General features: G+C 70.1%; 26 protein-coding genes. 7 read left to right on the forward strand and 19 right to left on the reverse strand.

What is annotated here, in order from left to right:
• Nucleotides 1-58 precede the first annotated feature (58 nt).
• The 5 genes from ACFQ9V_RS07870 to ACFQ9V_RS07890 all read right to left on the reverse strand — a co-directional run bounded on the left by ACFQ9V_RS07870 (nt 59) and on the right by ACFQ9V_RS07890 (nt 3,205).
• Nucleotides 59-835 (reverse strand): ABC transporter permease, encoded by a 777-nt coding sequence (locus ACFQ9V_RS07870; RefSeq protein ID WP_382458605.1) that lies wholly within the window; start codon nt 833-835, stop codon nt 59-61.
• Nucleotides 835-1,647, reverse strand: coding sequence for an ABC transporter ATP-binding protein (locus ACFQ9V_RS07875; RefSeq protein WP_382458606.1), 813 nt, complete (start codon nt 1,645-1,647; stop codon nt 835-837). Before ACFQ9V_RS07875 ends, ACFQ9V_RS07870 begins: the two co-directional genes overlap by 1 nt.
• Nucleotides 1,644-2,018, reverse strand: a complete 375-nt coding sequence (locus ACFQ9V_RS07880; protein WP_382458607.1) for a DUF1048 domain-containing protein — start codon at nt 2,016-2,018, stop codon at nt 1,644-1,646. The genes ACFQ9V_RS07875 and ACFQ9V_RS07880 overlap by 4 nt, the downstream gene beginning before the upstream one ends.
• A gap of 1 nt (nt 2,019) precedes the next feature.
• Nucleotides 2,020-2,349, reverse strand: coding sequence for a PadR family transcriptional regulator (locus ACFQ9V_RS07885; RefSeq protein ID WP_370054150.1), 330 nt, complete (start codon nt 2,347-2,349; stop codon nt 2,020-2,022).
• Between the two features lie 181 nt (nt 2,350-2,530).
• A complete protein-coding gene (locus ACFQ9V_RS07890; RefSeq protein ID WP_382458608.1) occupies nt 2,531-3,205 on the reverse strand; it encodes an alpha/beta family hydrolase in 675 nt (224 codons plus the stop codon).
• A 148-nt stretch (nt 3,206-3,353) separates the two neighbouring features.
• On the opposite strand from ACFQ9V_RS07890, the gene ACFQ9V_RS07895 reads away from it, so the two are divergent.
• Both ACFQ9V_RS07895 and ACFQ9V_RS07900 read left to right on the forward strand, forming a co-directional pair.
• Nucleotides 3,354-4,412: an NAD(P)H-dependent flavin oxidoreductase gene (locus ACFQ9V_RS07895; RefSeq protein ID WP_382458609.1), complete on the forward strand. Its 1,059-nt coding sequence runs from the start codon at nt 3,354-3,356 to the stop codon at nt 4,410-4,412.
• Nucleotides 4,399-5,181, forward strand: a complete 783-nt coding sequence (locus tag ACFQ9V_RS07900) for a flavin reductase (protein ID WP_382458610.1) — start codon at nt 4,399-4,401, stop codon at nt 5,179-5,181. The genes ACFQ9V_RS07895 and ACFQ9V_RS07900 overlap by 14 nt, the downstream gene beginning before the upstream one ends.
• A gap of 22 nt (nt 5,182-5,203) precedes the next feature.
• Here ACFQ9V_RS07900 and ACFQ9V_RS07905 read toward each other — a convergent pair whose 3' ends face one another.
• Nucleotides 5,204-5,698, reverse strand: coding sequence for a MarR family winged helix-turn-helix transcriptional regulator (locus tag ACFQ9V_RS07905; RefSeq protein ID WP_382458611.1), 495 nt, complete (start codon nt 5,696-5,698; stop codon nt 5,204-5,206).
• A gap of 171 nt (nt 5,699-5,869) precedes the next feature.
• Between ACFQ9V_RS07905 and ACFQ9V_RS07910 the strand changes: the two genes are divergently transcribed.
• Nucleotides 5,870-6,136: a hypothetical protein gene (locus ACFQ9V_RS07910; protein ID WP_382458612.1), complete on the forward strand. Its 267-nt coding sequence runs from the start codon at nt 5,870-5,872 to the stop codon at nt 6,134-6,136.
• A 124-nt stretch (nt 6,137-6,260) separates the two neighbouring features.
• On the opposite strand, the gene ACFQ9V_RS07915 is transcribed toward ACFQ9V_RS07910, so the two are convergent.
• Genes ACFQ9V_RS07915 through ACFQ9V_RS07925 form a run of 3 tightly spaced genes read right to left on the reverse strand, consistent with a single transcriptional unit; the run spans nt 6,261 to nt 8,717 of the window.
• The gene (locus ACFQ9V_RS07915; protein WP_382458613.1) at nt 6,261-6,944 is read right to left on the reverse strand and encodes an MgtC/SapB family protein; all 684 of its coding nucleotides are present in this window, start codon (nt 6,942-6,944) and stop codon (nt 6,261-6,263) included.
• A gap of 60 nt (nt 6,945-7,004) precedes the next feature.
• Entirely contained in the window at nt 7,005-8,420 is a 1,416-nt protein-coding gene (locus ACFQ9V_RS07920) for an MFS transporter (RefSeq protein WP_382458614.1), read from the reverse strand.
• Between the two features lie 51 nt (nt 8,421-8,471).
• A complete protein-coding gene (locus ACFQ9V_RS07925) occupies nt 8,472-8,717 on the reverse strand; it encodes a hypothetical protein (RefSeq protein WP_370054143.1) in 246 nt (81 codons plus the stop codon).
• 82 nt (nt 8,718-8,799) lie between these two features.
• Here ACFQ9V_RS07925 and ACFQ9V_RS07930 point away from each other — a divergent pair, with 82 nt between their 5' ends.
• From ACFQ9V_RS07930 to ACFQ9V_RS07940, 3 genes are all read left to right on the forward strand, one after another.
• A complete protein-coding gene (locus ACFQ9V_RS07930; RefSeq protein ID WP_382458615.1) occupies nt 8,800-9,162 on the forward strand; it encodes a hypothetical protein in 363 nt (120 codons plus the stop codon).
• Between the two features lies 1 nt (nt 9,163).
• Entirely contained in the window at nt 9,164-9,481 is a 318-nt protein-coding gene (locus ACFQ9V_RS07935; protein ID WP_382458616.1) for a hypothetical protein, read from the forward strand.
• 68 nt (nt 9,482-9,549) lie between these two features.
• Nucleotides 9,550-9,795, forward strand: coding sequence for a hypothetical protein (locus tag ACFQ9V_RS07940; RefSeq protein ID WP_345834530.1), 246 nt, complete (start codon nt 9,550-9,552; stop codon nt 9,793-9,795).
• A 38-nt stretch (nt 9,796-9,833) separates the two neighbouring features.
• On the opposite strand, the gene ACFQ9V_RS07945 is transcribed toward ACFQ9V_RS07940, so the two are convergent.
• From ACFQ9V_RS07945 to ACFQ9V_RS07965, 5 genes are all read right to left on the reverse strand, one after another.
• Nucleotides 9,834-10,211, reverse strand: a complete 378-nt coding sequence (locus ACFQ9V_RS07945; RefSeq protein ID WP_382458617.1) for a hypothetical protein — start codon at nt 10,209-10,211, stop codon at nt 9,834-9,836.
• Nucleotides 10,212-10,290: 79 nt separating this feature from the next.
• Nucleotides 10,291-10,632 carry an SdpI family protein gene (locus ACFQ9V_RS07950; protein WP_382458618.1) on the reverse strand — a complete coding sequence of 114 codons (342 nt, stop codon included), beginning with the start codon at nt 10,630-10,632 and terminating at the stop codon, nt 10,291-10,293.
• Nucleotides 10,622-11,575 carry a hypothetical protein gene (locus ACFQ9V_RS07955; RefSeq protein WP_382458619.1) on the reverse strand — a complete coding sequence of 318 codons (954 nt, stop codon included), beginning with the start codon at nt 11,573-11,575 and terminating at the stop codon, nt 10,622-10,624. The genes ACFQ9V_RS07950 and ACFQ9V_RS07955 overlap by 11 nt, the downstream gene beginning before the upstream one ends.
• A gap of 13 nt (nt 11,576-11,588) precedes the next feature.
• Nucleotides 11,589-12,128, reverse strand: a complete 540-nt coding sequence (locus tag ACFQ9V_RS07960; RefSeq protein ID WP_382458620.1) for an SdpA family antimicrobial peptide system protein — start codon at nt 12,126-12,128, stop codon at nt 11,589-11,591.
• Between the two features lie 42 nt (nt 12,129-12,170).
• Nucleotides 12,171-12,896 (reverse strand): hypothetical protein, encoded by a 726-nt coding sequence (locus ACFQ9V_RS07965; protein ID WP_382458621.1) that lies wholly within the window; start codon nt 12,894-12,896, stop codon nt 12,171-12,173.
• A 133-nt stretch (nt 12,897-13,029) separates the two neighbouring features.
• On the opposite strand from ACFQ9V_RS07965, the gene ACFQ9V_RS07970 reads away from it, so the two are divergent.
• Nucleotides 13,030-14,415 (forward strand): glutamate decarboxylase, encoded by a 1,386-nt coding sequence (locus tag ACFQ9V_RS07970; RefSeq protein WP_382458622.1) that lies wholly within the window; start codon nt 13,030-13,032, stop codon nt 14,413-14,415.
• Between the two features lie 25 nt (nt 14,416-14,440).
• Here ACFQ9V_RS07970 and ACFQ9V_RS07975 read toward each other — a convergent pair whose 3' ends face one another.
• The 5 genes from ACFQ9V_RS07975 to ACFQ9V_RS07995 all read right to left on the reverse strand — a co-directional run bounded on the left by ACFQ9V_RS07975 (nt 14,441) and on the right by ACFQ9V_RS07995 (nt 20,065).
• On the reverse strand, nt 14,441-15,376 hold the full coding sequence (locus ACFQ9V_RS07975) for a zinc-binding alcohol dehydrogenase family protein (protein WP_382458623.1): 936 nt from the start codon (nt 15,374-15,376) through the stop codon (nt 14,441-14,443).
• Nucleotides 15,377-15,428: 52 nt separating this feature from the next.
• Entirely contained in the window at nt 15,429-15,884 is a 456-nt protein-coding gene (locus ACFQ9V_RS07980) for a hypothetical protein (RefSeq protein WP_382458624.1), read from the reverse strand.
• Entirely contained in the window at nt 15,881-16,996 is a 1,116-nt protein-coding gene (locus ACFQ9V_RS07985) for an NYN domain-containing protein (protein ID WP_382458625.1), read from the reverse strand. The genes ACFQ9V_RS07980 and ACFQ9V_RS07985 overlap by 4 nt, the downstream gene beginning before the upstream one ends.
• A gap of 147 nt (nt 16,997-17,143) precedes the next feature.
• Nucleotides 17,144-18,556: an aspartate aminotransferase family protein gene (locus tag ACFQ9V_RS07990; RefSeq protein WP_382458626.1), complete on the reverse strand. Its 1,413-nt coding sequence runs from the start codon at nt 18,554-18,556 to the stop codon at nt 17,144-17,146.
• 24 nt (nt 18,557-18,580) lie between these two features.
• A complete protein-coding gene (locus ACFQ9V_RS07995) occupies nt 18,581-20,065 on the reverse strand; it encodes a CoA-acylating methylmalonate-semialdehyde dehydrogenase (RefSeq protein ID WP_382458627.1) in 1,485 nt (494 codons plus the stop codon).
• Nucleotides 20,066-20,121: the final 56 nt, after the last annotated feature.

Here is a 20,121-nt window from a genome sequence, read left to right on the forward strand (position 1 = left end):
ACGGCCGCCGACCCGAACCGGGCCGGCGGCCGTCCCACACCGAGGGAGGGCGGAGGACTCACCCCCGGCTGATCCGCCGCCGGTAGATCGCGGTGGCGAAACCGTAGGCGACCACCAGGGTGCCGACGCACCAGGCGAGGGCGATCCAGATGTCACCGGTGACCGGCTGTTCGGCGAACAGGGCCCGGATGGTGTCCACGATCGGTGTCACCGGCTGGTGCTCGGCGAACCATGCGACCGGGGCCGGCATCGTGTTGGTGGGGACGAACGCCGAGCTGATGAACGGGAGGAAGATCAGCGGGTAGGCGAAGGCGCCCGCGCCGTCCACGCTCTTCGCCGACAGCCCCGCGATCACGGCCACCCAGGTCAGCGCCAGGGTGAACAGCACCAGGATGCCCGCGACCCCCAGCCAGGCGAGCACGCTCGCTCCGGTGCGGAAGCCGATCAGCAGTGCCACCAGGACCACCAGCACGACCGAGATCATGTTGGCGACCAGCGAGGTGAGCACGTGGGCCCAGAGGACGCTCGACCGGGCGATCGGCATGGACTGGAACCGCTCGAAGATGCCGCCCTGGAGGTCCATGAACAGCCGGTACGAGGTGTACGAGATGCCCGACGCGATCGTGATCAGCATGATCCCGGGGAGCAGGTAGTTCACATACGAGCCGGAGTCGGGGCCGGTGTTGATGGCCCCGCCGAGGACGAACACGAACAGCAGCATGAGGGCGATCGGCACGATGGTGACGGTGATGATCGTGTCCAGGCTGCGCGTGATGTGCTTCATGGACCGTCCGGTGAGGACGGTGGTGTCTGCGACGAAGTTCGCGGTGGACATCAGGACTCCTTCGAGGGTTCGGGAGCCGCGGCTTCGGCGGATGCCGGGGCCGGGGGTCCGACGATGGCGAGGAACACGTCCTCCAGGCTGGGCTGCTTCTCCACGTACTCGACCTTCGCCGGCGGGAGGAGCGCCTTGAGTTCGGCGAGGGTGCCGTTCGCGATGATGCGGCCCTCGTGCAGGATCGCGATGCGGTCGGCGAGCTGCTCGGCCTCGTCCAGGTACTGCGTGGTGAGCAGCACCGTGGTGCCGCGGCCGGCGAGGCGCTTGACCGTCTCCCAGACCTCGATGCGGGCCTGCGGGTCGAGGCCGGTGGTCGGCTCGTCGAGGAACACCACCGGCGGCTGGCCGATGAGGCTCATCGCGATGTCCAGCCGGCGGCGCATGCCGCCCGAGTACGTGCCGACCTTGCGGCCGCCCGCGTCGGTGAGCGCGAAGCGCGCCAGCAGCTCGTCCGCGATCCCCGCCGGGTTCTTCAGGTGGCGGAGCCGGGCGACCAGGATGAGGTTCTCCCGGCCGCTGAGCACCTCGTCCACCGCGGCGAACTGGCCGGTGAGGCTGATCGAGTCACGCACCTCGTCCGGGTTGCGGGCCACGTCGAACCCGTTGACGGTGGCGGTGCCGTCGTCGCTCTTCAACAGGGTGGAGAGGATCTTCACCGCCGTGGTCTTGCCTGCCCCGTTGGAACCGAGGAGGGCGAAGATGCTGCCGGGCTGGACGTCGAAGTCGACGCCGCGCAGCACGTGCAGGTCTTTGTAGGACTTCTGGAGGCCGCGCACCTGGATGGCGGGGCCGGGGGCCGTGGGGCTCATGAGTTCTTCTCCTGCTCGCGTTCGGCCGCGTCGACCGCCTCGGTGAGGCGGGCGCGCTCCTTGTCGATCCAGCGGGTGCCGACGTACGCCGCGGCGAAGGCCTCGGCGAACTCGACCGGGTCGTCCCCGACGATGTCGCGGACCGGGGTGCCGTCGGTCGCGGCGCGCTCCCACAGCTCCACGAAGTCGGTCATCATCGTGAGGATGGTGTCGCCGTCGACGATCCCGCCGTTGTACATGAGGTAGCGGTTGAGCGCCTTCGCGACGCCGTTGTACGGCTCGGGGAGGGCGTCCAGCCGGCTCTTGATCTGCCGGTACTGCTTCTTCTGCTCGAGCGAGCCGGTGACCAGCTCGATCCACTTCGCTGCCATTTCAGTTTCCTCCGTCTCGGAGCTGTTCCAGTCGTTCCGTGAGGAAGCTCCACGTCCTCCAGAACTCGTCCAGGTATTCGCGTCCCGCTGCGTTGAGCGAGTACACCTTGCGAGGCGGCCCCTTCTCGGACGGGACCTTCTCGACATCCACGAGGCCTCGCTGCTCCACCCTGACCAACAGGGCGTACACGGTGCCCTCGGCGATGTCCTCGAAGCCCTGGTCGCGCAGCCACGAGGTGATCTCGTACCCGTATGCGGCCCGGCCCGACAGGATGGCGAGGACGATGCCCTCGAGCGTGCCCTTGAGCATCTCGGTGGTCTGCTTGCCCATGACGCCCCTTTCCAACTACTCAGTGCTGTTGACTACCACTAGATAGTAACGCCGAGTACCGGTAGATAGCAACACTGAATACCGACTTTTTCTGGAGAAGGAGAAACGGCGGCGACGCGCGCGAAAAACACCTTCCCGACGCCGTTGGGAAGGAGTCCTGGAGCGAAACTCCTGCGGGCGCTCAGCGCACCGCGGAGCCGAGCACGTCCTCCACGAAGGCCGCCGTCGTAGCCACCACGAGCTCACGCACATCCCGCGCCGTGAGCGGGGAGGCCTTCAGCGTCTTCATCCCGTGGTCGGCGCCCGCGACGGTCACGATCCGCACGTTCGCGTGGTCGCCGGGCGCGGCCGCCACCTCGCTGCACAGGAGGTCGGACCCGCCGAAGGTGTCCCGGTCGCCCTGGAGGACCAGCACGGGGACGGCCGGCGTGAGGAGTTCCTCCAGGCGGGTGACGTCGGGACGGCCAGGGGGATGCAGCGGGAACGCCAGGCACACGACCGCGACGGCGTCCGTCTCGGCGGCGGTGCGACACGCCACCCGCGCTCCCGCGCTGCGGCCCCCGGCGATGATGGGGACGCCGCCGGCGAGCTCCGCGACCACGGGGGCGGTCTCCAGCCAGGAGGCGTCGAGCGCGGGCGGCCGGGAGGCGACCTTCTTGCCGGCAACTCGCCACGGCTGCTCGTAGCGCGCGACGGTGACGCCGAGCGCGGGCAGCTCGGCCGCGAGCGCGGTCAGGTCGGCGGCACCGATGCCGCCGCCCGCGCCGTGGCCGAGCCAGAGCAGGGCGCGGGGACGCTCCGCGGGCGCGACGACCAGCCGGCCGGGCCCGGCAGCGGTCGGAACGTCAACATCCACGCCCCTCAGGCTAGCGGGTGGGGGGCTAGCGGGTGTCGCCGCTAGCGGGTCTCGGGTCGCGCGCCGATAGAATCAGTGTCACGCCAACAGTTGCGGATACGCAATTGTATTCGACGGCGTCATCGCTTCTGAGGCTGGAGTCCTGCGGATGAGTCTGTGCACCATGCTGGGGATCGACACGCCAGTCGTCCTCGGCCCGTTCGGCGGGCTGTCGTCCGTCGCCCTGACCGCGGCCGTGAGCGAGGCGGGAGGCCTCGGCTCGTACGGGCTGTACGGCTACGACGGGGCGCGCATCCGCTCGGTCGTCGCCGAGCTGCGGGAGGCCACCGGCCGTCCCGTCGCCCTCAACCTGTGGCTCCCGTACCGGGAGGCGGGCGAGCCGGAGGCGCTCCTCCGCGCCGAGTTCGACCGGGCCGTCGCCGGGATGGCCGGGCTCTTCGCGCAGGCCGGCGTGCTGCCTCCCGAGTGGCCGGTCGCGCCGCTCCCCGACTTCGACGAGCAGCTGGAGGCCGCGCTCGACGCGCGCCCTGCCGCCCTGAGCTTCGTGTTCGGCGTGCCTGCGCCGGATGTGATCGAGGCGGCGCACACGCGCGGCATCCTCGTGATCGGCGCGGCGACGACCGTCGCCGAGGCACGCGTGCTGGAGGCCGCAGGCGTCGACGCGATCGTCGCGTCCGGCTCCGAGGCCGCAGGGCACAGGCCGTCCTTCCTGATCGAGTCCGAGCACAGCCTGGTCGGCGGCCTGTCGCTGATCCCGCAGGTGGCGGACGCGGTGGACGTGCCCGTCATCGCGGCCGGCGGCATGGCCGAACGGCGCGGCGTCGCGGCGGCCTTCGCGCTGGGCGCGTCGGGCGTGCAGGCGGGCACCGCCTTCCTGGCGACGACCCAGTCCGCGGCCCCGGCCATCCACCGCCAGCGGATCCGCAAGGCGCTCGCCAGCGACACCGTGCTGACGCGGGCGATGAGCGGCCGGCTCGCGCGCGGCCTCCCGAACCACGCCGTCCGGGCGATCGAGAGCAGTGGAGCCGGAGCGTCCTTCCCGCTGCAGAACATCCTCACCGGCGTGTTCCGCCGTGCCGCGTCGGCCGCGGGGCAACCCGAGCTGCTCTCGCTGTGGATGGGGCAGAGCGCCGGGCTCTCCCGGTTCGAGGACGCGTCCGACGTGTTCGCCGAGCTCGCCGCGGGGGTGCCGGATGACGCCCGCTGAGCCAGCGGGCGTGCACCGCGTCGTGCGCCCGCCCATCCTCTACGCGGGCACCCCGGTCATCCTGCTCTCCTCGCTGAACGCCGACGGCAGCCCGAACCTCGCGGCCGCCTCGTCGTACTGGGCGCTCGGCCAGATGCTCGCGCTCGGCCTGGAGACCGAGGGGCAGACGCTCGCGAACCTGCAGGAGCGGCCCCAGGTGACCGTCAGCTTCCCGCCGCCGCCGCTCTGGGCCGCGGTGGAGCGCATCGCGGAGCTGACCGGACGTGCGGAGGTCCCCGCCGCGAAGGCGGGGCGGTACACGCATCACGCCGACAAGTTCGCCGCCGCGGGCCTCACGCCGCAGGCGTCCGACCTGGTCGGCCCGCCGCGGGTGGCCGAGTGCCTGCTCCAGCTCGAGGCGGAGGTGCGCCGGATCACGCCGGGCGTCACGGGGGAGTACGCGATCGCCGAGGCGGAGGTCGTGCGTGTGCACGCCGACCGGCGGATCATCGCGGACGGCGACCACATCGACCCTCTGGCGTGGCAGCCGATCGTGTACAGCTTCCGGCACTACTTCGGGATCGGGGAGCCGCTGGGAGCGCGCGGGGGTGCTCCCGCGCCCGTCGACGCCCTCGCCGATTCCGGCTCGGACTTCGACGTCGACGCCTGGGAGCTCTGGGGGGTCGGCGGCGACTCCGCCTGCTGGCTGGCCTCCGTTTGTCCCGAGTGCGGGGCGATGCGCGACGGCGACGGCCCGTGCCCGCGGTGCGACGCCGATCCGCCCGACTGATCGGGGGAGCGCGAACGATCCGCTAGATGCCCGCCGCGGCCCCAGGGAGCAGCAGCGTGAAACGGCCGTCCGAGTTCGGGAGGTCGCCCGCCGCGTTCGCGAACGCACGGAACGACGCAGCGGCCGCGTTCCGCTCGTCGGGCTCCATCACCGCCAGCACCTCGGCGAGAGCCGACCGCCGGTGGCCGATCACACGCTCCACGAGCGAGCGGCCCTCCGGCGTGAGGGCCACCCGGACGAAGCGGCGGTCGTTCGGATCCTCGGTCCGCTCGACCAGTCCCAGCCGCACGAGCTTCTCGCAGGTGCGGGTGGCGTTGGACGCGTGCACGCCGAGCTCGGCGGCCACGCCGCCGAGGGTCTGCGGTCCGCGGGTGGCGACCATCACGAGCACCCGGAGCTGCGGCGAGGTGACGATGTCCTCGACTTCGGACACCGAGCGGGCGGCGACCCGCATCATCACGTCGGCGGCCTGGAGGGCGGCGTCGACGTCGCCGGCGTGCTGTTCTTCGTGGTCCACCCTCCAGTTGTACCGTGCATCACCGGGCTCGCGCATCAGTGTGACCCCGGAGGCGGGGCCGCGCGTGTCCTGAACCGGACGTGCGAACACCCTCCGAGTGCTCGGCGACCACTACCGGACGGGGCGTGAACGCGGGATAATTGCGTTATCGCAACCAAGGAGGCGATCGTCATGGTCGAACCACAGGACCGCGACGTGGTCGAGGGCCGGTACACACAGGCCGAGCCCGAGACAGCCGAAGAGCGCGTCGTTCACGGTCAGTACACCGAAGGGGAGGGGCACCTCGGCCCCGACTCGGAAGTCGTCGGAGCCTACGTCGGCTCCGAGCGCGAGGGCAGGCCGCCCCTCGTGCGCAGCACCCACCAGAGGAGTGGGAACTATCCGAAGGCGCAGCACGAGGAGGCCCAGTCGGCCGCTGCACCCGAAGAGGTGGGCTAGCCCTCCCGGCGGAGCGCCCCGTCACCTTCCACGGGGTGCTCCGTCACTCTGGCTTCGCGCCCCGCGTCCCGCGTCTCACTCCGCGATCGCGGCGGCCAGGCGCGGCGGACGCCCGGGCGGAGCGCTAACCCCGCAACGGCCCCGCCTTGACGCTCACCACGCCGTCGATCCGGCCCAGGTCGGTGAGGAGGCGGTCGGCCTCCGTCTGCTTGCCGCGGATGTGCACGGCCAGTTCGAGGTCCCGATCGGTGCGCCGGCGGAGGTCGTCGACGCTCGTGTGCAGGCCGTCCGCGGTCAGCCGGTCGAGCACGGCGCCGAGGGGTGCGCCGGACGGCTCGATGCGCACCACCAGGCTGCTCTCCGAGCGGTGCCGGATCAGCCGCTCGGCGGTGGGCAGCGACCCGAGCGCGATGAGGTGGAGGGCCGCGCCGGCCAGCGCGAGCAGGGGGAGCCCGGCGCCGCACGCCATGCCGACGGCCGCGGTCATCCAGATGGACGCCGCGGTGGTGAGGCCGACCACGTTGCCGCGGTTCACGAAGATCACGCCGGCGCCGACGAAGCCGATCCCGGTCACCACCTGCGCGGCGATCCGGCCCGGGTCGGTCGCCGGGAGGCCGAACGACGTGAAGCCGAACGCCGATACCAGCGTGAACAACGCAGAGCCCAGCCCCACGAGGATGTGCGTGCGCAGCCCGGCGCTCTTGAACTGGCGCTCGCGCTCGACGCCGATGACCGCCGACAGCACGAACGCGAGCAGCAGCGCGAGGAGCTGCGGCACGAGCGCGAGCGAGGGCAGCCAGCCGCTCATGCTGCGCTCCCGGTCATGGGGCGCTTCCGCTCAGGGACCCTCCCGCTCATGGCGCGGAGTCTAGGAGGGTGCGGCCTCCGTGGCACCCCCCGGCGCCCCGCCCGGCTGCGACCGCCGCCGCACGAACACCAGCAGGCAGAGGTGCACCACCGCCAGCGCGCTCGCCACCCCCACCGCCGCCAGCCAGCTCGCCGGGGTCGTCCCCGTACTGAACAGCAGCCCGAGCACCGTCGTCGCCACGATCGCGCCCACGTAGCGCGAGGTCTGGAAGATGCCCGCTGCGACGCCCGCGTCCTGCGGGCGGGCGGCCGCGTAGAGAGCCTGGTTCATCCCGATGCTCACCACGCAGTACGGGATGCCGAGCGCCGCCGTGATCAGCAGCACCACCCACGGCGCGGTCGTGGCGGCCGCGAATCCGAGCAGGACAGCTCCGACGATCAGCGCCGCCGCTCCCGTGAGCAGCGTGGGCCGTAGTCCGACGCCTTCGATCGCACGTGCGGCCAGCGGCGTGACCGCGATCGTCACCGCCGCCAGCGGGAACATCAGCAGCCCGGTCACGCCCGCCGAGTAGCCGCCGTGCTCCTGCAGGTACTGGGGGAGGCCGAAGAACGCCGAGTAGTAGACCGTGTTGAACACCGCGAAGCACAGGTAGACCATCAGCAGCCGGTGGTTCGCGCCGAGCAGCCTCAGATCGAGGAACGGGTGCGCGGTGCGCAACTCGCGCCAGACGAACAGCGCGCCGGCGATCGGCACGAGCGGCAGCAGCCACCACAGCGGCTGCGGCCGGAGGTCGAGCAGGAACACCAGCAGCGCCGTCAGGGTCGCGATGAAGAGGAGGATGCCCGGCACGTCCGACTCCGCCACCACCCGTCGCAGCGGCACCGGCTCGCGCTGCGCGTCCCTCGGTGCGAAGAACCGGACCCCCAGGAACGCCAGCACGGCGAGCGGCACGTTGACCCAGAAGATCGCCTGCCAGCCGAGGAACGTGACCAGCGCGCCGCCCAGCACCGGGCCGATCGCCGCCCCCGACGTGTTGGCGATCTGGATGCGGCCGAGCAGCCGGGGCGTCCCGACGCGCGTGTGCGCCGAGACCGTCCGCAGCATCGCGATCGCCGAGGGGAAGGCCGTCGCCGTCCCGACCGCGAGCGCGACCCGGCCGGCGCAGACGGCGGCGAACGACGACGAGAGCGGGGTGAGCGCGCACGCCAGCACCACCACGAGCATCCCGAACAGGAACAGCCGCCGCGGCCCGAACCGGTCGGCGAACCGCCCCATCAGCGGCTGCCCGGCGGCGGAGGCCAGGTAGAAGGACGTGATCACCCACGTCACCGTCGTCACGCTCACCTGGAAGTCGCGCTGCAGCGGCACCAGCGCCACGGCGATCATCGAGGAGTTCAGCGGGTTGAGCAGGGTGCCGAGGCTGAGGGCGGCCACCGCCCGGCCCGTGCGGGCATTGTCGGGCGGTGCGTCGGTCACCCGTCCACCCTACGCGGCGGGCCGGCGGTCTCCCGGGTCCCGGTCCGCCCGTCAGTCGGCGAGGTCGGCCGTGGTCAGCGGGATCGTCGAACGGTAGGGATACGCGGGCATGGACGAGAACTCCTCGTCGTCGTCCAGCTCGTAGACGTCGTAGGCGAGGGCGCCGGCGAACAGGGTCGCGACGCGGATCTCGCCGGGCGGACACCCTCCGATCAGGGGCACGACCACGACGCTGTCCAGGGTGCAGCCGTCCTCGTAGAGGAGCGCCGCTTTGATGGTTCGCGTGAGAGCGTCCATGACCAGACGCTACGCCGCGCCGGGGCGACATCTTGACGGCGCGCGGGCGGACGGCGAAAGTGAGATATCGGAGAGGACACCAATGGGAACGCTGATCTACGACGGGGCCGACGGCTTCACCTTCGACGACCGGGTGCTCGCTCATCTTCAGGCGGTGATCGCCACGAAGCTGCGCCGCCGCGAAGGCTTCCTGCTCATCTGGTCCGACCGCACGGGAGGCACGGAGCCCACGCTGCGCTCGATCTGGCTCGACCCGTCGATCAGCCTCCAGTTCGCCTTCACCCACAACACCCTCCCCGAGCTCAACCGGGAGTGGCTGGGCATCCTCACTGAGAAGGCCAACGGCAATTCGGGACTGATGCTGGACGAGCTCCGCGCCGAGATGCGCCAGGAGGTCCCCGAGGGCAGCTTCCGCGAGTCGCGCGGGAAGAAGCAGGCCGACTGAGATGGGCAGACTGATCTACGGGGTCGGACGCGAGTACGAGTTCGACGACCGGACGCTCTCGCACGTGAAGATCGCCCTCGTCACCAAGCTGCGCCGCCACGAGAGCTTCCTGCTCAACTGGGAGATCCCCGTCGAGCAGGGCGGCGGCCGGATGAGCCTCTGGATCAGCCGCGAGATCCCGCTGGCGTTCGTGTTCGCCGGCTCCCGGCCCCCGGCGCTCAACGAGCATTGGATGGACGCGCTGCTGCAGACCAGCCAGCGCACCGGCGGCATGGTGATCATGCCGGAGGACTCGGTGGAGGGCGGGGGCCCGGTCTAGCGTGAGGGGCGGCTGGGCGCGCGCTGCGAGGCACTCGCGCCGGCCGGTAACCGGCCTACCATCGAAGCATGGACAAGGTGGAGGGCCGCCTCGGCTCTCGCGCCGAGCGCGCGGCCGAATGGCTGGACGCCAAGCTGCTCCCGGTCCTCGGTCCGCCTCCGCTCGGCCCCTACGGCCAGGAGACACCGAGGACGGAAGCCGCGACGTGCCCGCTCTGCAGCCGCCGCATCGACGAGCACGAGATCGAACGCGACCACGGTCATGCGTTCCTGATCTGCCCGTCGCCGGCGCGGACGCAGCTGCAGGTCGAATAGGCGACCGGTGTTGAGCGCTCGCGGCCGGGCCGTGAGCGTCAGGGGGAGGTGTGCGCCGGGCGCGGTGGCGGCGCCAGCAGGAGCGGGAGGACGCCGTAGGCGAAGGCCGCGAACGGGATGAGGATCCACGCGCCGAGGACTGCCTGACGGGGGTCGCCGGCCTGGGCTGTCAACCCGGCCGATACCAGCCATTGCGTTGCCGCGATCGCGGATGTGCTGCCCGTGGCAAGCAGAACCAATCGTCTGGCGAGCGGATGGATTTTGGGGACAAGCGCCGAGATGACGCCGATGACGGCGGCGCTCCCCGAGACGGCGAAGGTCCCAGCAAAGAACTCCTGCGTGGGAGTGGTGCGATCGGCCGGCCCTGGCCCGGACCAATGGGTGCCGACCGCGTCCGGGAGCTCATCCCTCCACATAAGCCAAGCGCACAGCGCTGCGGCTGAGGGGAGAAGCACGGCGATCGCGGCGGCAACGTTGCGAAGACCATCGGGTGAGTTATCTGTTCGCATCAATGGCTTTCACGGCGTGCCGGATGGCGATCGCTACGGCGACCAGCATCACGACGATGAGTGGAATCAGGAGGAAAGGGAAGCTCACGGGCACGACGAAGAGCCCGAAAACTACCGGAATCGCGGCGAAGGAGAGGTACAACTGTTTGACCAGAAGAGGAAGGAGCGAGCGGTGTACCGCGCTCCATACACGCTCGTCCTTCATGGTGATCGAGATCCGGAACCCCACGATCGGATTCGGCCCTACCTTGATCGCTACAAGCGTCAGGAGGTACGTCACGGCGGGGATGGCTGTCACGAGCATCGTGAGCACGAGTTCAGGCAACATGCGCGTCCTCCAAGGTCGGTTTTCGGCTGCCCCGCCGTGAACTGGAACGGCGCAGACGTCGGAACAACCAGAGTGGGTAGGCATCGCGCGGTCGCCAGCAACTGACGACGAGCGCGCCGGTCATGGCGACGAAAAATGTCACGAGTCCCATGAGGACGGCTATAACCAGGTGGAAAGAGACTCCCAGAACGAGTCCAGCGATGCGGATACGTCTACTGCGCCATCCGAACGCCAAGAATCCCGCTATCGCCAGCTCGAGGATCATGGTGCCCCATGTGGCAGCGGCGCTTATCGCCGGGACCGCCAGAAGATCTAAGAGAAGGTTCTCGCCGTCTTTACTGACACCGAATCCCGAGTTCTGCACCCAGTACCACAGTGCGGTTCCTTCGGCCCAGATTGGATGACCGAGCTTGACGAGGGCTGCTTCGACATAGACGTATGCAACCTGAAATACGCAAGCCCAGAGCAAAACGCCGGAGAAGACGAATCGGGCATGGGTGCGGGGTCGTCGGTTTTCAGTGAAGGCCAATAACCGGCCATCCGTGATGCTGGCGGCGGAGAGAAGAATGGCCAGGTTGACGGTGAGCTGATCGCCGCCTTCGATCCCGATGGCGTTGCTCGAGAGGCTGAACGCGGCGTACGCGTGAAGCCAGCCGCTCACAGCAGGGATCAAGCCGAGAATCGTCGGAACGCACATGGCTGCCAGAACCAGCCGAGCGGTATCGAGATTGGTCTCCGCAGCGAGGCAGAAGCCACCTGTTGCGCCGATGTCGGTGCAGGCTATGCTCCGGGCCGCCGAGGGGTCGCCCGAGTGGAAGAGCACCGCAGATGGATTGCACGCCAGGGTCAGAAAGGTGCCGAGCGCCAAGACCGCCCGGGCCACGTAAAGCTGCAACCCGAACGGATCGTGCCCGAGGCGTGCAAGGGCCCAGGTTCCGAGCACGTCGATCCGTGTACTAGCCATCGCAGTCAACCCTGAGCGCAACCGCCCGCGTCTGCTTCGTTCGCGTGAGTTCCCGATACCCGTATGGAATCGGCGTCTGCCGTACTAGCGCCACGTCGCTGGAGCAAAGCGGTTCCGGCGTAGCCGGCGAGAGCGCGACGCTGGTGACGGGTCTCGACTGATCAATGCACGCGGCTAGGTCGCGGCCAGACGGGCACTCGGCCCACTCCGCGTCCTCGTCGATCGCCGAGTGCAAAACGTTGATGTCGACGGACTCAGCCCTGGAAATACGTGAAAGACCGAACAGGTACTTCGGTTGGACGATGGCGTCTTGGTCCAGAATCTTCCAAGCCACGTCATCGCGTTCCTTGATCGCGATGCTGACGCGGTCCTCCCGAGCGTCGCGCGTAAAGAATCCCCAACCCTGGAGGAAGACCATGGACATCGTTCTCGTCGGGCCTTCCGGTCCCGACGGGGTGAACACATTCGAGGGAAACTTGTTTCCGAGAATGGACATCGTCGCGACGAATCCAGCGAGAGCGGTCGTCGCCATGAATGTGAGCGCGGAACGTCGCGTCTTGCGCACCGCTATTGCTCACGCAGCGCGAAGCGCAACGGTGATGCGACGGACTTCCTCACTCTCGGAGAGCGTCGGATAGTTCTGGATCAGTTCCGTGGGGCTCGTTGCGTGCGGTGCCTTCTTCCCGTTGAAGACCCCGTTCTTGTCCCACAAGCCGTTCTGGTTGTAGATCATGTTCACGGCTCCCGCGACGTTGAACGCGACAACTGCGATTGCCGCCCCGAGCGCGATTGCGGCCACCGACACCGCGGCGCAAACCGCTACGACACCGCAGCGGGCTGAGCGAATGGCGGTGTTGCTGGCTTCTGGATACTCGCGGTCGAGCGCCGCTGTGAAGGACGTTCCGAAGATCTCGAGGGCAGAACGGACTTGATACGGGTCTCCCGACGAGATTCTCGGAAAGGCAGCCACAAGAGAATCGCCGTCCGCCGCGATCATCGATTCCGTGAGTCGGCTCTCCACATCCTGGACGACGGAGAGGTCTTCCCTCGTGAGATTGGCCGGATAGGAGACCACTCGATCGAGCGCCTCTGCGACGGGTCCTTTGGCGAAAACGATGCCGTGGATCATCTCCTCCAAGCTGAAATCCAAGTCCGACTCGACGCGGATCTGTGCGGAAGCCGAGGATGAGCCGGACTCGTGGGCTAGACGCTCCGCGCTCTGAGCCGGGGCGGCCGCGATGACGACGAGAAGCGCTGCGGCGGCCAGAGAAATTGACGGACGGAAGCCCTTGTGGTGCATGGGAACCTCATTGTTGCTAGACAGAAATAGAAATCTAGAATTTACACCTAGAAGCTAGCATGCAAGAGGCGAGCGAGCAAGATCCGTCCGCGTCATCGCGAACAATCCACGCCCCCAGGCATAGGCTCGCCCCATGCGTCACGGTTACGAGTCCCCCGAGGAGCCCGTCGGTCTGAACCCTGTCTTCTCGCGGGCCGGAGAGGCCACCGAGTTCGCGCGGTTCACCCTCCCGGACGGCGAGTCGCTCCCGGACACCGCCTTCCAGGTGGTGCACGACGAGGCGATGCTCGACGGGAACGCGCGGCTGAACCTCGCGACGTTCGTCGGCACCTGGATGGAGGATCAGGCCGGGCGGCTGTACTCGGAGGCGGTGGACAAGAACATCGTCGACAAGGACGAGTACCCGCAGACCGCCGCCATCGAGACCCGGTGCTGGCGGATGCTCGCCGGGCTGTGGAACGCGCCGAACCCGGAGCGCTCGATCGGGACCTCCACCATCGGGTCCTCGGAGGCGTGCATGCTGGGCGGCCTCGCGCTCAAGCGGCGCTGGCAGCAGCGGCGGCGCGCGGCCGGGCAGTCCACCGAGAAGCCCAACCTCGTGATGAGCGCGGCCGTGCAGGTGTGCTGGGAGAAGTTCTGCAACTACTTCGAGGTCGAGCCGCGATTCGTGCCCATCTCGCTCGACCACAAGACGCTCGACGGCGACGGGCTCGAGCGGTACGTGGACGAGAACACCATCGGCGTCGTCGCCATCATGGGCGTCACCTACACCGGGATGTACGAGCCGGTGAAGGCCATTAGCGACGCACTCGACGCGATCCAGCGGACGACCGGGCTCGACATCCCGATCCACGTCGACGGCGCGTCCGGGGCGATGGTCGCACCGTTCATCCAGCCCGAGATCGTCTGGGACTTCCGCCTGGAGCGGGTCGCCTCCATCAACACGTCCGGGCACAAGTACGGGCTCGTCTATCCCGGGATCGGCTGGGTGGTGTGGCGGGAGGCCGACCTGCTGCCGGAGGAGCTCATCTTCAAGGTCAGCTACCTCGGCGGCGAGATGCCGACCTTCGGGATCAACTTCTCCCGGCCGGGCGCCCAGGTGCTGCTGCAGTACTACCAGTTCCTGCGCCTCGGGTTCGACGGCTACAAGCGCGTGCAGAGCGCCTCACGGGACGTCGCCCGCTACCTGGCCGACCAGGTGCAGGCGCTGGGGCGCTTCGACATCTGGACGGACGGCAGCGACATCCCGGTCGCGGCGTGGCAGGTGAAGGCCGGCCACGACGCGCCCTGGACGCTCTACGACCTGTCGATGCGGCTGCGCACGCGCGGCTGGCTGGTGCCCGCCTACCCGATGCCGGAGGCGCTCACCGACGTGACGGTGCAGCGTGCGGTGGTCAGGAACGGGCTCAGCCGCGACCTCGCGGGCGGGCTGGTGGATGCGATCCGGACGAGCGTGCAGGAGCTGGACGAGCTGAAGGCGCCGATGCCGGGGCCGGAGCGGGTGGCGTTCCACCACTGAACGCCGGCGCGTGCCGGCGTGCGGATCACGGCAACAGGGTGATCTTCCCTCCCGGATGCCCCTCGGCGAGGAAGCGCAGCGCCTCCGGGGCCTCGGCCAGCGGATACGTGCGCGCGATCGGGACCTGCAACCGACCCTCCGCCGCCAGCGCCAGCAGCCTCGGCCGCACCGCGTCGCGGAAGGCGGCGCTCTCCGGCTGCGCGCCGAAGATCGAGTGGAAGCCGTCCGTCCCGGCGCGTCCGGACGCGACGATCGTGACGATGCGGTCGCGGTCCTCGACCAGCTCCAGCGAGACGTCCACCGCCTCGTCGGTGCCGACGGTGTCGAGCGCGGCGGCGATCGGGCCCTGTGCGGCCTCCCGAACCCGGTCGGCGAGACCGGGACCGTAAGCGACAGGAACGCCGCCGAACCGCCGCACGCGGGCGAAGCCGCCCTCGCTCGCGGTCCCGATCACGTGCGCGCCGAGCTCGGCGGCCTGCTGCAGCACGCTCACGCCGACCGCGCCGGACGCGCCGTGCACCAGGATCGTGTCCCCGGCGCCCACGTCCGTGACGTCGAGCATCTGCGCCGCCGTCGTGCCGGCCAGCAGCAGGTTGGCGGCCTCCTCGTCGGACAGCGCCGCCGGCTTGGCGAAGACGTCGGCCGCCGGAACCGTGACCTCGGTGGCGTACCCGCCCTGGATGCGGAACGCCACGACAGCGTCACCCGGCGCGCCTCCGCCCGAGGCCAGTTCGGTGCCCGGACCGAGCTCGACCAGCTCGCCCGCCACCTCGTAGCCGATCGGCACCGGGAGGTCGAGGCCGGGACGGGGACCGGCGACGTGCTTGAAGTCAGCCGGGTTGACGCCCGCGGCGCGCACCCGGATCGTCGCCTCGCCCGGTCCCGGACGCGGGACCTCCCGCTCGGCGAACGTCCACGTGTCGGGGGAACCCCACTGCTCTGCCAACCACACTCGTGCCATGCCGCCCAGTCAACGCGGTCCGGCTGGGTGGGCGCTCAGTGTGCGTGCGCGCTCAGGACGCGGCCGCACCCGTGCGGCCGTGGCCGAACCAGGTAGCGCCGCGCCCGACCCACAGCGGCAGCGCGATCGCGACCGCGAGCCCCATCGAGAGGATGCCGGCGACCGGCTGCGTGGTGAGCGCCGTGTAGAGCCCGACGCCGAGGTGCACCACGCTCGCGAGAAGCACGACCACGCGCGCGAGGTCCACGCCGCGGAAGACTCCGAACCCGACGGCAAGGTAGGCGACCGCGACGATCAGGTACCCGATCGTGGAGACGAGGATGTTCCCGGTCTCGCTCGCGGGGAGGACGCCGCGGATCGCCGCGAGGACGATCAGCAGCACGCTGAGGATGAGCTCGACCGTCCCGACCAGCCAGCAGAGGATGGCGACAGCGGTCACGACGCCGGGGCGGTCGGCATTGCCGGGACGGTCCGCGCTGCCGGGCTGGTCCGCGTCGCCGGTGGTCATTGCGCCGACACCGTATCCGAGGCTTTGCCGCTGTGCCGGACCCGCCGCGATCGGGCGGGCGCGAGCCGGAGCACCTGGGCTGTGGAGCTGTCGTCGAGCTCCACGAGCTCGTTGCGGGACTTGATGAAGTCGCTGAACGACCGGTAGCCGAGGGCCTTCTCGCTGAACGAGGGGTCCATGCGTTTCATCTGGCCCTTCACCGTCGAGGAGTGCAGCCACTCCGAGTCGTCCTTCTCGTGGCCGAGCTGCATCGCCCGGGCGAGGAGGCGCGTGGCGACGACCTGGGGGTCCTCCGCGGTCTCCTCCTCCTCGTCGGCCTCCGGCTCGGGCGTCGCGGCCTTGCGCTTGCGGGTGGGACGCTTCGCGGGCTCGGCGGCCTCCACGAGCTCGTCGGGCTCGTCGGGCTGGTCGGTGGCGGCGTCGGTGGAGGCCGCCTTCGAGCGGGTCGAGCGGCGGCGGGACGCGCCGGCGGGGACGGCCTCAGGAGCCGCGTCGGTCTCGGCGGCGGCCGTCGCCGCCACGACGGCGTCCGCCTCTGCCGCCTCGTCGCGGGCGATGCCCGGGAGGTCGTCGTAGCTGACGAACTCGTCGCACGCGGCCGCGAGCGAGCGCGCCGTCGATCCGGCGACGCCGATGCCGATCACGTACCGGCCGAGGCGCTTGATCCGCTGGGCCAGCGGGATGTAGTCGGAGTCGCCTGCCACGATCACGACGTGCGTGAGCTCGGGGAGCCGGAACAGGTCCTCCACGGCGTCGACCGCCAGGCGGATGTCGGCGCCGTTCTTCGCGTAGGCGGCGGCCGGGAAGAGCTGCACCAGGTCGACCGCGCGGCCGACGAGCTGGCCGCGGTACTCGGCGTTCACGGCGGCGGACCAGTCGGCGTACGCGCGTGTGAGAACGAGGGTGCCGAAGGAGGACGCGAAGTCGATGACCGCCCCGAGGTCGACGCGCGCCTCGGCGAGCTTCGCGACGAAGGCGGGCTTGGGCTGCGTGCCGGACTTCTGCCGGTCGCGCATGAACGACCCCCGGCCGTGCACCTGGTCGTAGCGGGAGATGACGATGTTGTCGAAGTCGATATAGACAGCGACGCGGCCGTCTCCAGGTTCACTCATGCTGTCACGATATCCCGGGGATGCTCCGCCGTCTCCGCCCCATTCCGCAGTGGACGCACGCAGGGGACACGACACGCCGCCCCGCGCGTGGCGGAGCGGCGTGTCGCGTCCCCTCACTGCTGTGGGTCGGCCGGAGCGAGAGGCGGCTCAGACCGCGTAGCGGTCGGCGACGGTGAGGGCGGCGTCGATCGCGGCGAGGCCGCGGCGCAGCTCGTCCTCGGCGATCACCAGGGGCGGGGCGATGTGGACGCGGTTGAAGTGCGTGAACGGCCAGACGCCCGCGGCCTTGCACGCCGCGGCGACCTCGGCCATCGGAGCCGCGTCGGCTCCTGCCGCGTTGAACGGCACCAGCGGCTCGCGCGTCTCGCGGTCGCGGACCAGCTCCAGAGCCCAGAACAGCCCGCGGCCGCGGACCTCGCCGAGCGACGGGTGCCGGTCGAGCCAGGCGGTGATCTCGGGCTCCACGACGCGCTCGCCGAGGTCGCGCACGCGCTCCAGGATGCCGTCGCGCTCGAACACGTCGAACGTCGCGACACCCGCCGCGCACGCCAGCGGGTGACCGGAGTAGGTGAGGCCGCCCTGGAAGGAGACATCGTCGAAGAAGTCCGCGATCGCGTCCGAGATGACCACGCCGCCGAGCGGGACGTAGCCGGAGTTGACGCCCTTCGCGAAGGTGATCAGGTCGGGCACCACGTCGAACGCGTCCACCGCGAACCACTCGCCGACCCGGCCGAACCCGACCATCACCTCGTCGGCGATGTAGACGATCCTGTATTTGTCGCAGAGCGCGCGCACGCCGGCGAGGTAGCCGGGCGGCGGCATCAGCACGCCGTTCGTGCCGACGATCGTCTCGATGATGATCGCGGCGACGGTGGCGGCGCCCTCCAGGACGATGACGCTCTCCAGGTGCTCCAGCGCGCGCTGCGTCTCCTCCTCCGGGGTGGTGGAGTGGAACGCCGAGCGGTAGAGGTACGGGCCGAAGAAGTGCGCGACGGACGGGTCGCTCGGCTCGTTCGCCCAGCGGCGGGGGTCGCCGGTCAGCGAGACGGCCGTCGCGGTGCCGCCGTGGTACGAGCGGTACATGGACAGCACCTTGCGCCGCCCGGTCACCCGGCGGGCCATCCGCACGGCGTACTCGTTGGCGTCGGCGCCGCCGTTGGTGAAGAACACCCGGTTCAGCGTGCCCGGCGCGACGCGGGCGATCAGGCGCGCCAGCTCGCCGCGCACGTCGTTCGCCATCGACGGCTGGATGGTCGCGAGGCGGCCGGCCTGCTGCTGGATGGCGGCGACGAGGTCGGGGTGCTGGTGGCCGAGGTTGAGGTTGACCAGCTGCGAGCTGAAGTCGAGGTACGCGTTGCCCTGGTAGTCCCAGAACGTGGAGCCGTCGCCCGCGGCGATCGGCAGCGGGGCGATCTGCGCCTGGGCGCTCCAGGAGTGGAAGACGTGGCTGCGGTCGTCGCTGCGGACCTGGGTCTCCGCGTCGGCGTCCCCGAAGGGGTGCTCGACTCCGCGGCGGTCGGTGAAGCCCGTGCGGAGGGCGGTGTCGATGGTGTCGGTCATGTCAGTGACTTCTTTCGGGAGGCTTCAGGAGTTGCCGGGGAACGCGAGCTCGATCTTCGAGTGCACCGGGTCGGGCCAGCGGGTCGTGACGACCTTGCTGCGAGTGTAGAAGTGGAACGACTCGGGGCCGTAGATGTGCGAGTCGCCGAACAGCGAGTTCTTCCAGCCGCCGAACGAGTACGCGCCGATCGGCACCGGGATCGGGACGTTGATGCCGACCATGCCGACCTCCACGTCGAACTCGAACTGCCGGGCGGCGCCGCCGTCGCGGGTGAACAGGGCGACGCCGTTGCCGTACTGGTTGGCGTTGATGAGCGCGACGGCCTCGTCGAGGGTGTCGACGCGGACGACCGACAGCACGGGGCCGAAGATCTCGTCGTCGTAGACCGCGGTGCCCGGCTTCACATGGTCGACCAGGCTGACGCCGACGAAGAACCCGTCGGTGTCGAACTCCTGGGCGGTGCCGTCCACGACGACGGTGGCTCCCTCGGCCGCGGCCTTCGCCACGTAGGAGGCGACCTTGTCGCGGTGCTCGCGCGTGATGAGCGGGCCCATCTCGCTGGCCGGGTCGGTGCCGGGGCCGATCGCGAGGCCACCCAGGCGGCGCTGGATGGCGGGGACGAGCCGGTCGCCGGCCTCGCCGACCGCAACGAGCACGCTGACCGCCATGCAGCGCTCGCCGGCCGAGCCGTAGGCTGCCGAGACGGCGGCGTCGGCCGCGGCCTCGATGTCCGCGTCCTCCAGGACGACCATGTGGTTCTTCGCGCCGCCGAGGGCCTGGACGCGCTTGCCGTTGGCGGCGGCGCGCTGGTAGATCGAGCGGGCGATCGGGGTGGAGCCGACGAAGGAGACGGCCGCGATGTCGGGGGAGTCGAGCAGGGTGTCGACGGCCTCCTTGTCGCCGTGCACGACGTTGAGCACGCCGGCCGGCAGGCCCGCCTCGGCGAACAGCTTCGCCAGGAAGACGGAGGCCGACGGGTCCTTCTCGCTGGGCTTCAGGACAACCGTGTTGCCGCAGGCGATCGCGCTCGCGATCATCCACAGCGGCACCATGACCGGGAAGTTGAAGGGGGTGATGCAGGCGACGACGCCGACCGGCTGCTTGACGCTGTGGACGTCGATGCCGGTGGAGACCTGCTCGCTGTACTCGCCCTTGAGCTTGTCGATGAGACCGGAGGCGAACTCGACGTTCTCGAGCCCGCGCGCGATCTCGCCCGCGGCGTCGGACAGCACCTTGCCGTGCTCGCTCGTCACGATCGCGGCCAGCTCGGAGCGGCGCTCGGTGAGGAGGTGGCGGAGCCGGAACATCACGTCGGCGCGCTTCGTCAGGCTGATGGCGCGCCAGCCCGGGAGGGCGGCCTTCGCAGCGGCGATCGCCGCCACGGTCTCGGCGGCGCTGGCGAGCACGACGTCGTGCTGCCGGACGCCGGTGGCGGGGTCGAAGACGGGGCCGAGGCGGGCCGGGTCGCCGGACTCCTCGCCGTTCACGAAATGGCGGATGAGGGCCACGGGATCCTCCTGGAGGTGCTGCGCCGGACGGAATGCCCGGCGGGGAAGTAGGCTTG

It is taken from the genome of Leifsonia sp. NPDC056665 (assembly GCF_042791795.1).
GTDB lineage: Bacteria > Actinomycetota > Actinomycetes > Actinomycetales > Microbacteriaceae > Leifsonia.

Excerpts from the sequence above, each read along its gene's own strand:
- ACFQ9V_RS07870 (WP_382458605.1), bottom strand. The coding sequence starts at position 835 with ATGTCCACCGCGAACTTCGTCGCAGACACCACCGTCCTCACCGGACGG.
- ACFQ9V_RS07875 (WP_382458606.1), bottom strand. The coding sequence starts at position 1,647 with ATGAGCCCCACGGCCCCCGGCCCCGCCATCCAGGTGCGCGGCCTCCAG.
- ACFQ9V_RS07880 (WP_382458607.1), bottom strand. The coding sequence starts at position 2,018 with ATGGCAGCGAAGTGGATCGAGCTGGTCACCGGCTCGCTCGAGCAGAAG.
- ACFQ9V_RS07885 (WP_370054150.1), bottom strand. The coding sequence starts at position 2,349 with ATGGGCAAGCAGACCACCGAGATGCTCAAGGGCACGCTCGAGGGCATC.
- ACFQ9V_RS07895 (WP_382458609.1), top strand. The coding sequence starts at position 3,354 with ATGAGTCTGTGCACCATGCTGGGGATCGACACGCCAGTCGTCCTCGGC.
- ACFQ9V_RS07900 (WP_382458610.1), top strand. The coding sequence starts at position 4,399 with ATGACGCCCGCTGAGCCAGCGGGCGTGCACCGCGTCGTGCGCCCGCCC.
- ACFQ9V_RS07910 (WP_382458612.1), top strand. The coding sequence starts at position 5,870 with ATGGTCGAACCACAGGACCGCGACGTGGTCGAGGGCCGGTACACACAG.
- ACFQ9V_RS07915 (WP_382458613.1), bottom strand. The coding sequence starts at position 6,944 with ATGAGCGGCTGGCTGCCCTCGCTCGCGCTCGTGCCGCAGCTCCTCGCG.
- ACFQ9V_RS07925 (WP_370054143.1), bottom strand. The coding sequence starts at position 8,717 with ATGGACGCTCTCACGCGAACCATCAAAGCGGCGCTCCTCTACGAGGAC.
- ACFQ9V_RS07930 (WP_382458615.1), top strand. The coding sequence starts at position 8,800 with ATGGGAACGCTGATCTACGACGGGGCCGACGGCTTCACCTTCGACGAC.
- ACFQ9V_RS07935 (WP_382458616.1), top strand. The coding sequence starts at position 9,164 with ATGGGCAGACTGATCTACGGGGTCGGACGCGAGTACGAGTTCGACGAC.
- ACFQ9V_RS07940 (WP_345834530.1), top strand. The coding sequence starts at position 9,550 with ATGGACAAGGTGGAGGGCCGCCTCGGCTCTCGCGCCGAGCGCGCGGCC.
- ACFQ9V_RS07945 (WP_382458617.1), bottom strand. The coding sequence starts at position 10,211 with ATGTGGAGGGATGAGCTCCCGGACGCGGTCGGCACCCATTGGTCCGGG.
- ACFQ9V_RS07950 (WP_382458618.1), bottom strand. The coding sequence starts at position 10,632 with ATGTTGCCTGAACTCGTGCTCACGATGCTCGTGACAGCCATCCCCGCC.
- ACFQ9V_RS07960 (WP_382458620.1), bottom strand. The coding sequence starts at position 12,128 with ATGGCGACGACCGCTCTCGCTGGATTCGTCGCGACGATGTCCATTCTC.
- ACFQ9V_RS07965 (WP_382458621.1), bottom strand. The coding sequence starts at position 12,896 with ATGCACCACAAGGGCTTCCGTCCGTCAATTTCTCTGGCCGCCGCAGCG.
- ACFQ9V_RS07970 (WP_382458622.1), top strand. The coding sequence starts at position 13,030 with ATGCGTCACGGTTACGAGTCCCCCGAGGAGCCCGTCGGTCTGAACCCT.
- ACFQ9V_RS07975 (WP_382458623.1), bottom strand. The coding sequence starts at position 15,376 with ATGGCACGAGTGTGGTTGGCAGAGCAGTGGGGTTCCCCCGACACGTGG.
- ACFQ9V_RS07980 (WP_382458624.1), bottom strand. The coding sequence starts at position 15,884 with ATGACCACCGGCGACGCGGACCAGCCCGGCAGCGCGGACCGTCCCGGC.
- ACFQ9V_RS07985 (WP_382458625.1), bottom strand. The coding sequence starts at position 16,996 with ATGAGTGAACCTGGAGACGGCCGCGTCGCTGTCTATATCGACTTCGAC.
- ACFQ9V_RS07990 (WP_382458626.1), bottom strand. The coding sequence starts at position 18,556 with ATGACCGACACCATCGACACCGCCCTCCGCACGGGCTTCACCGACCGC.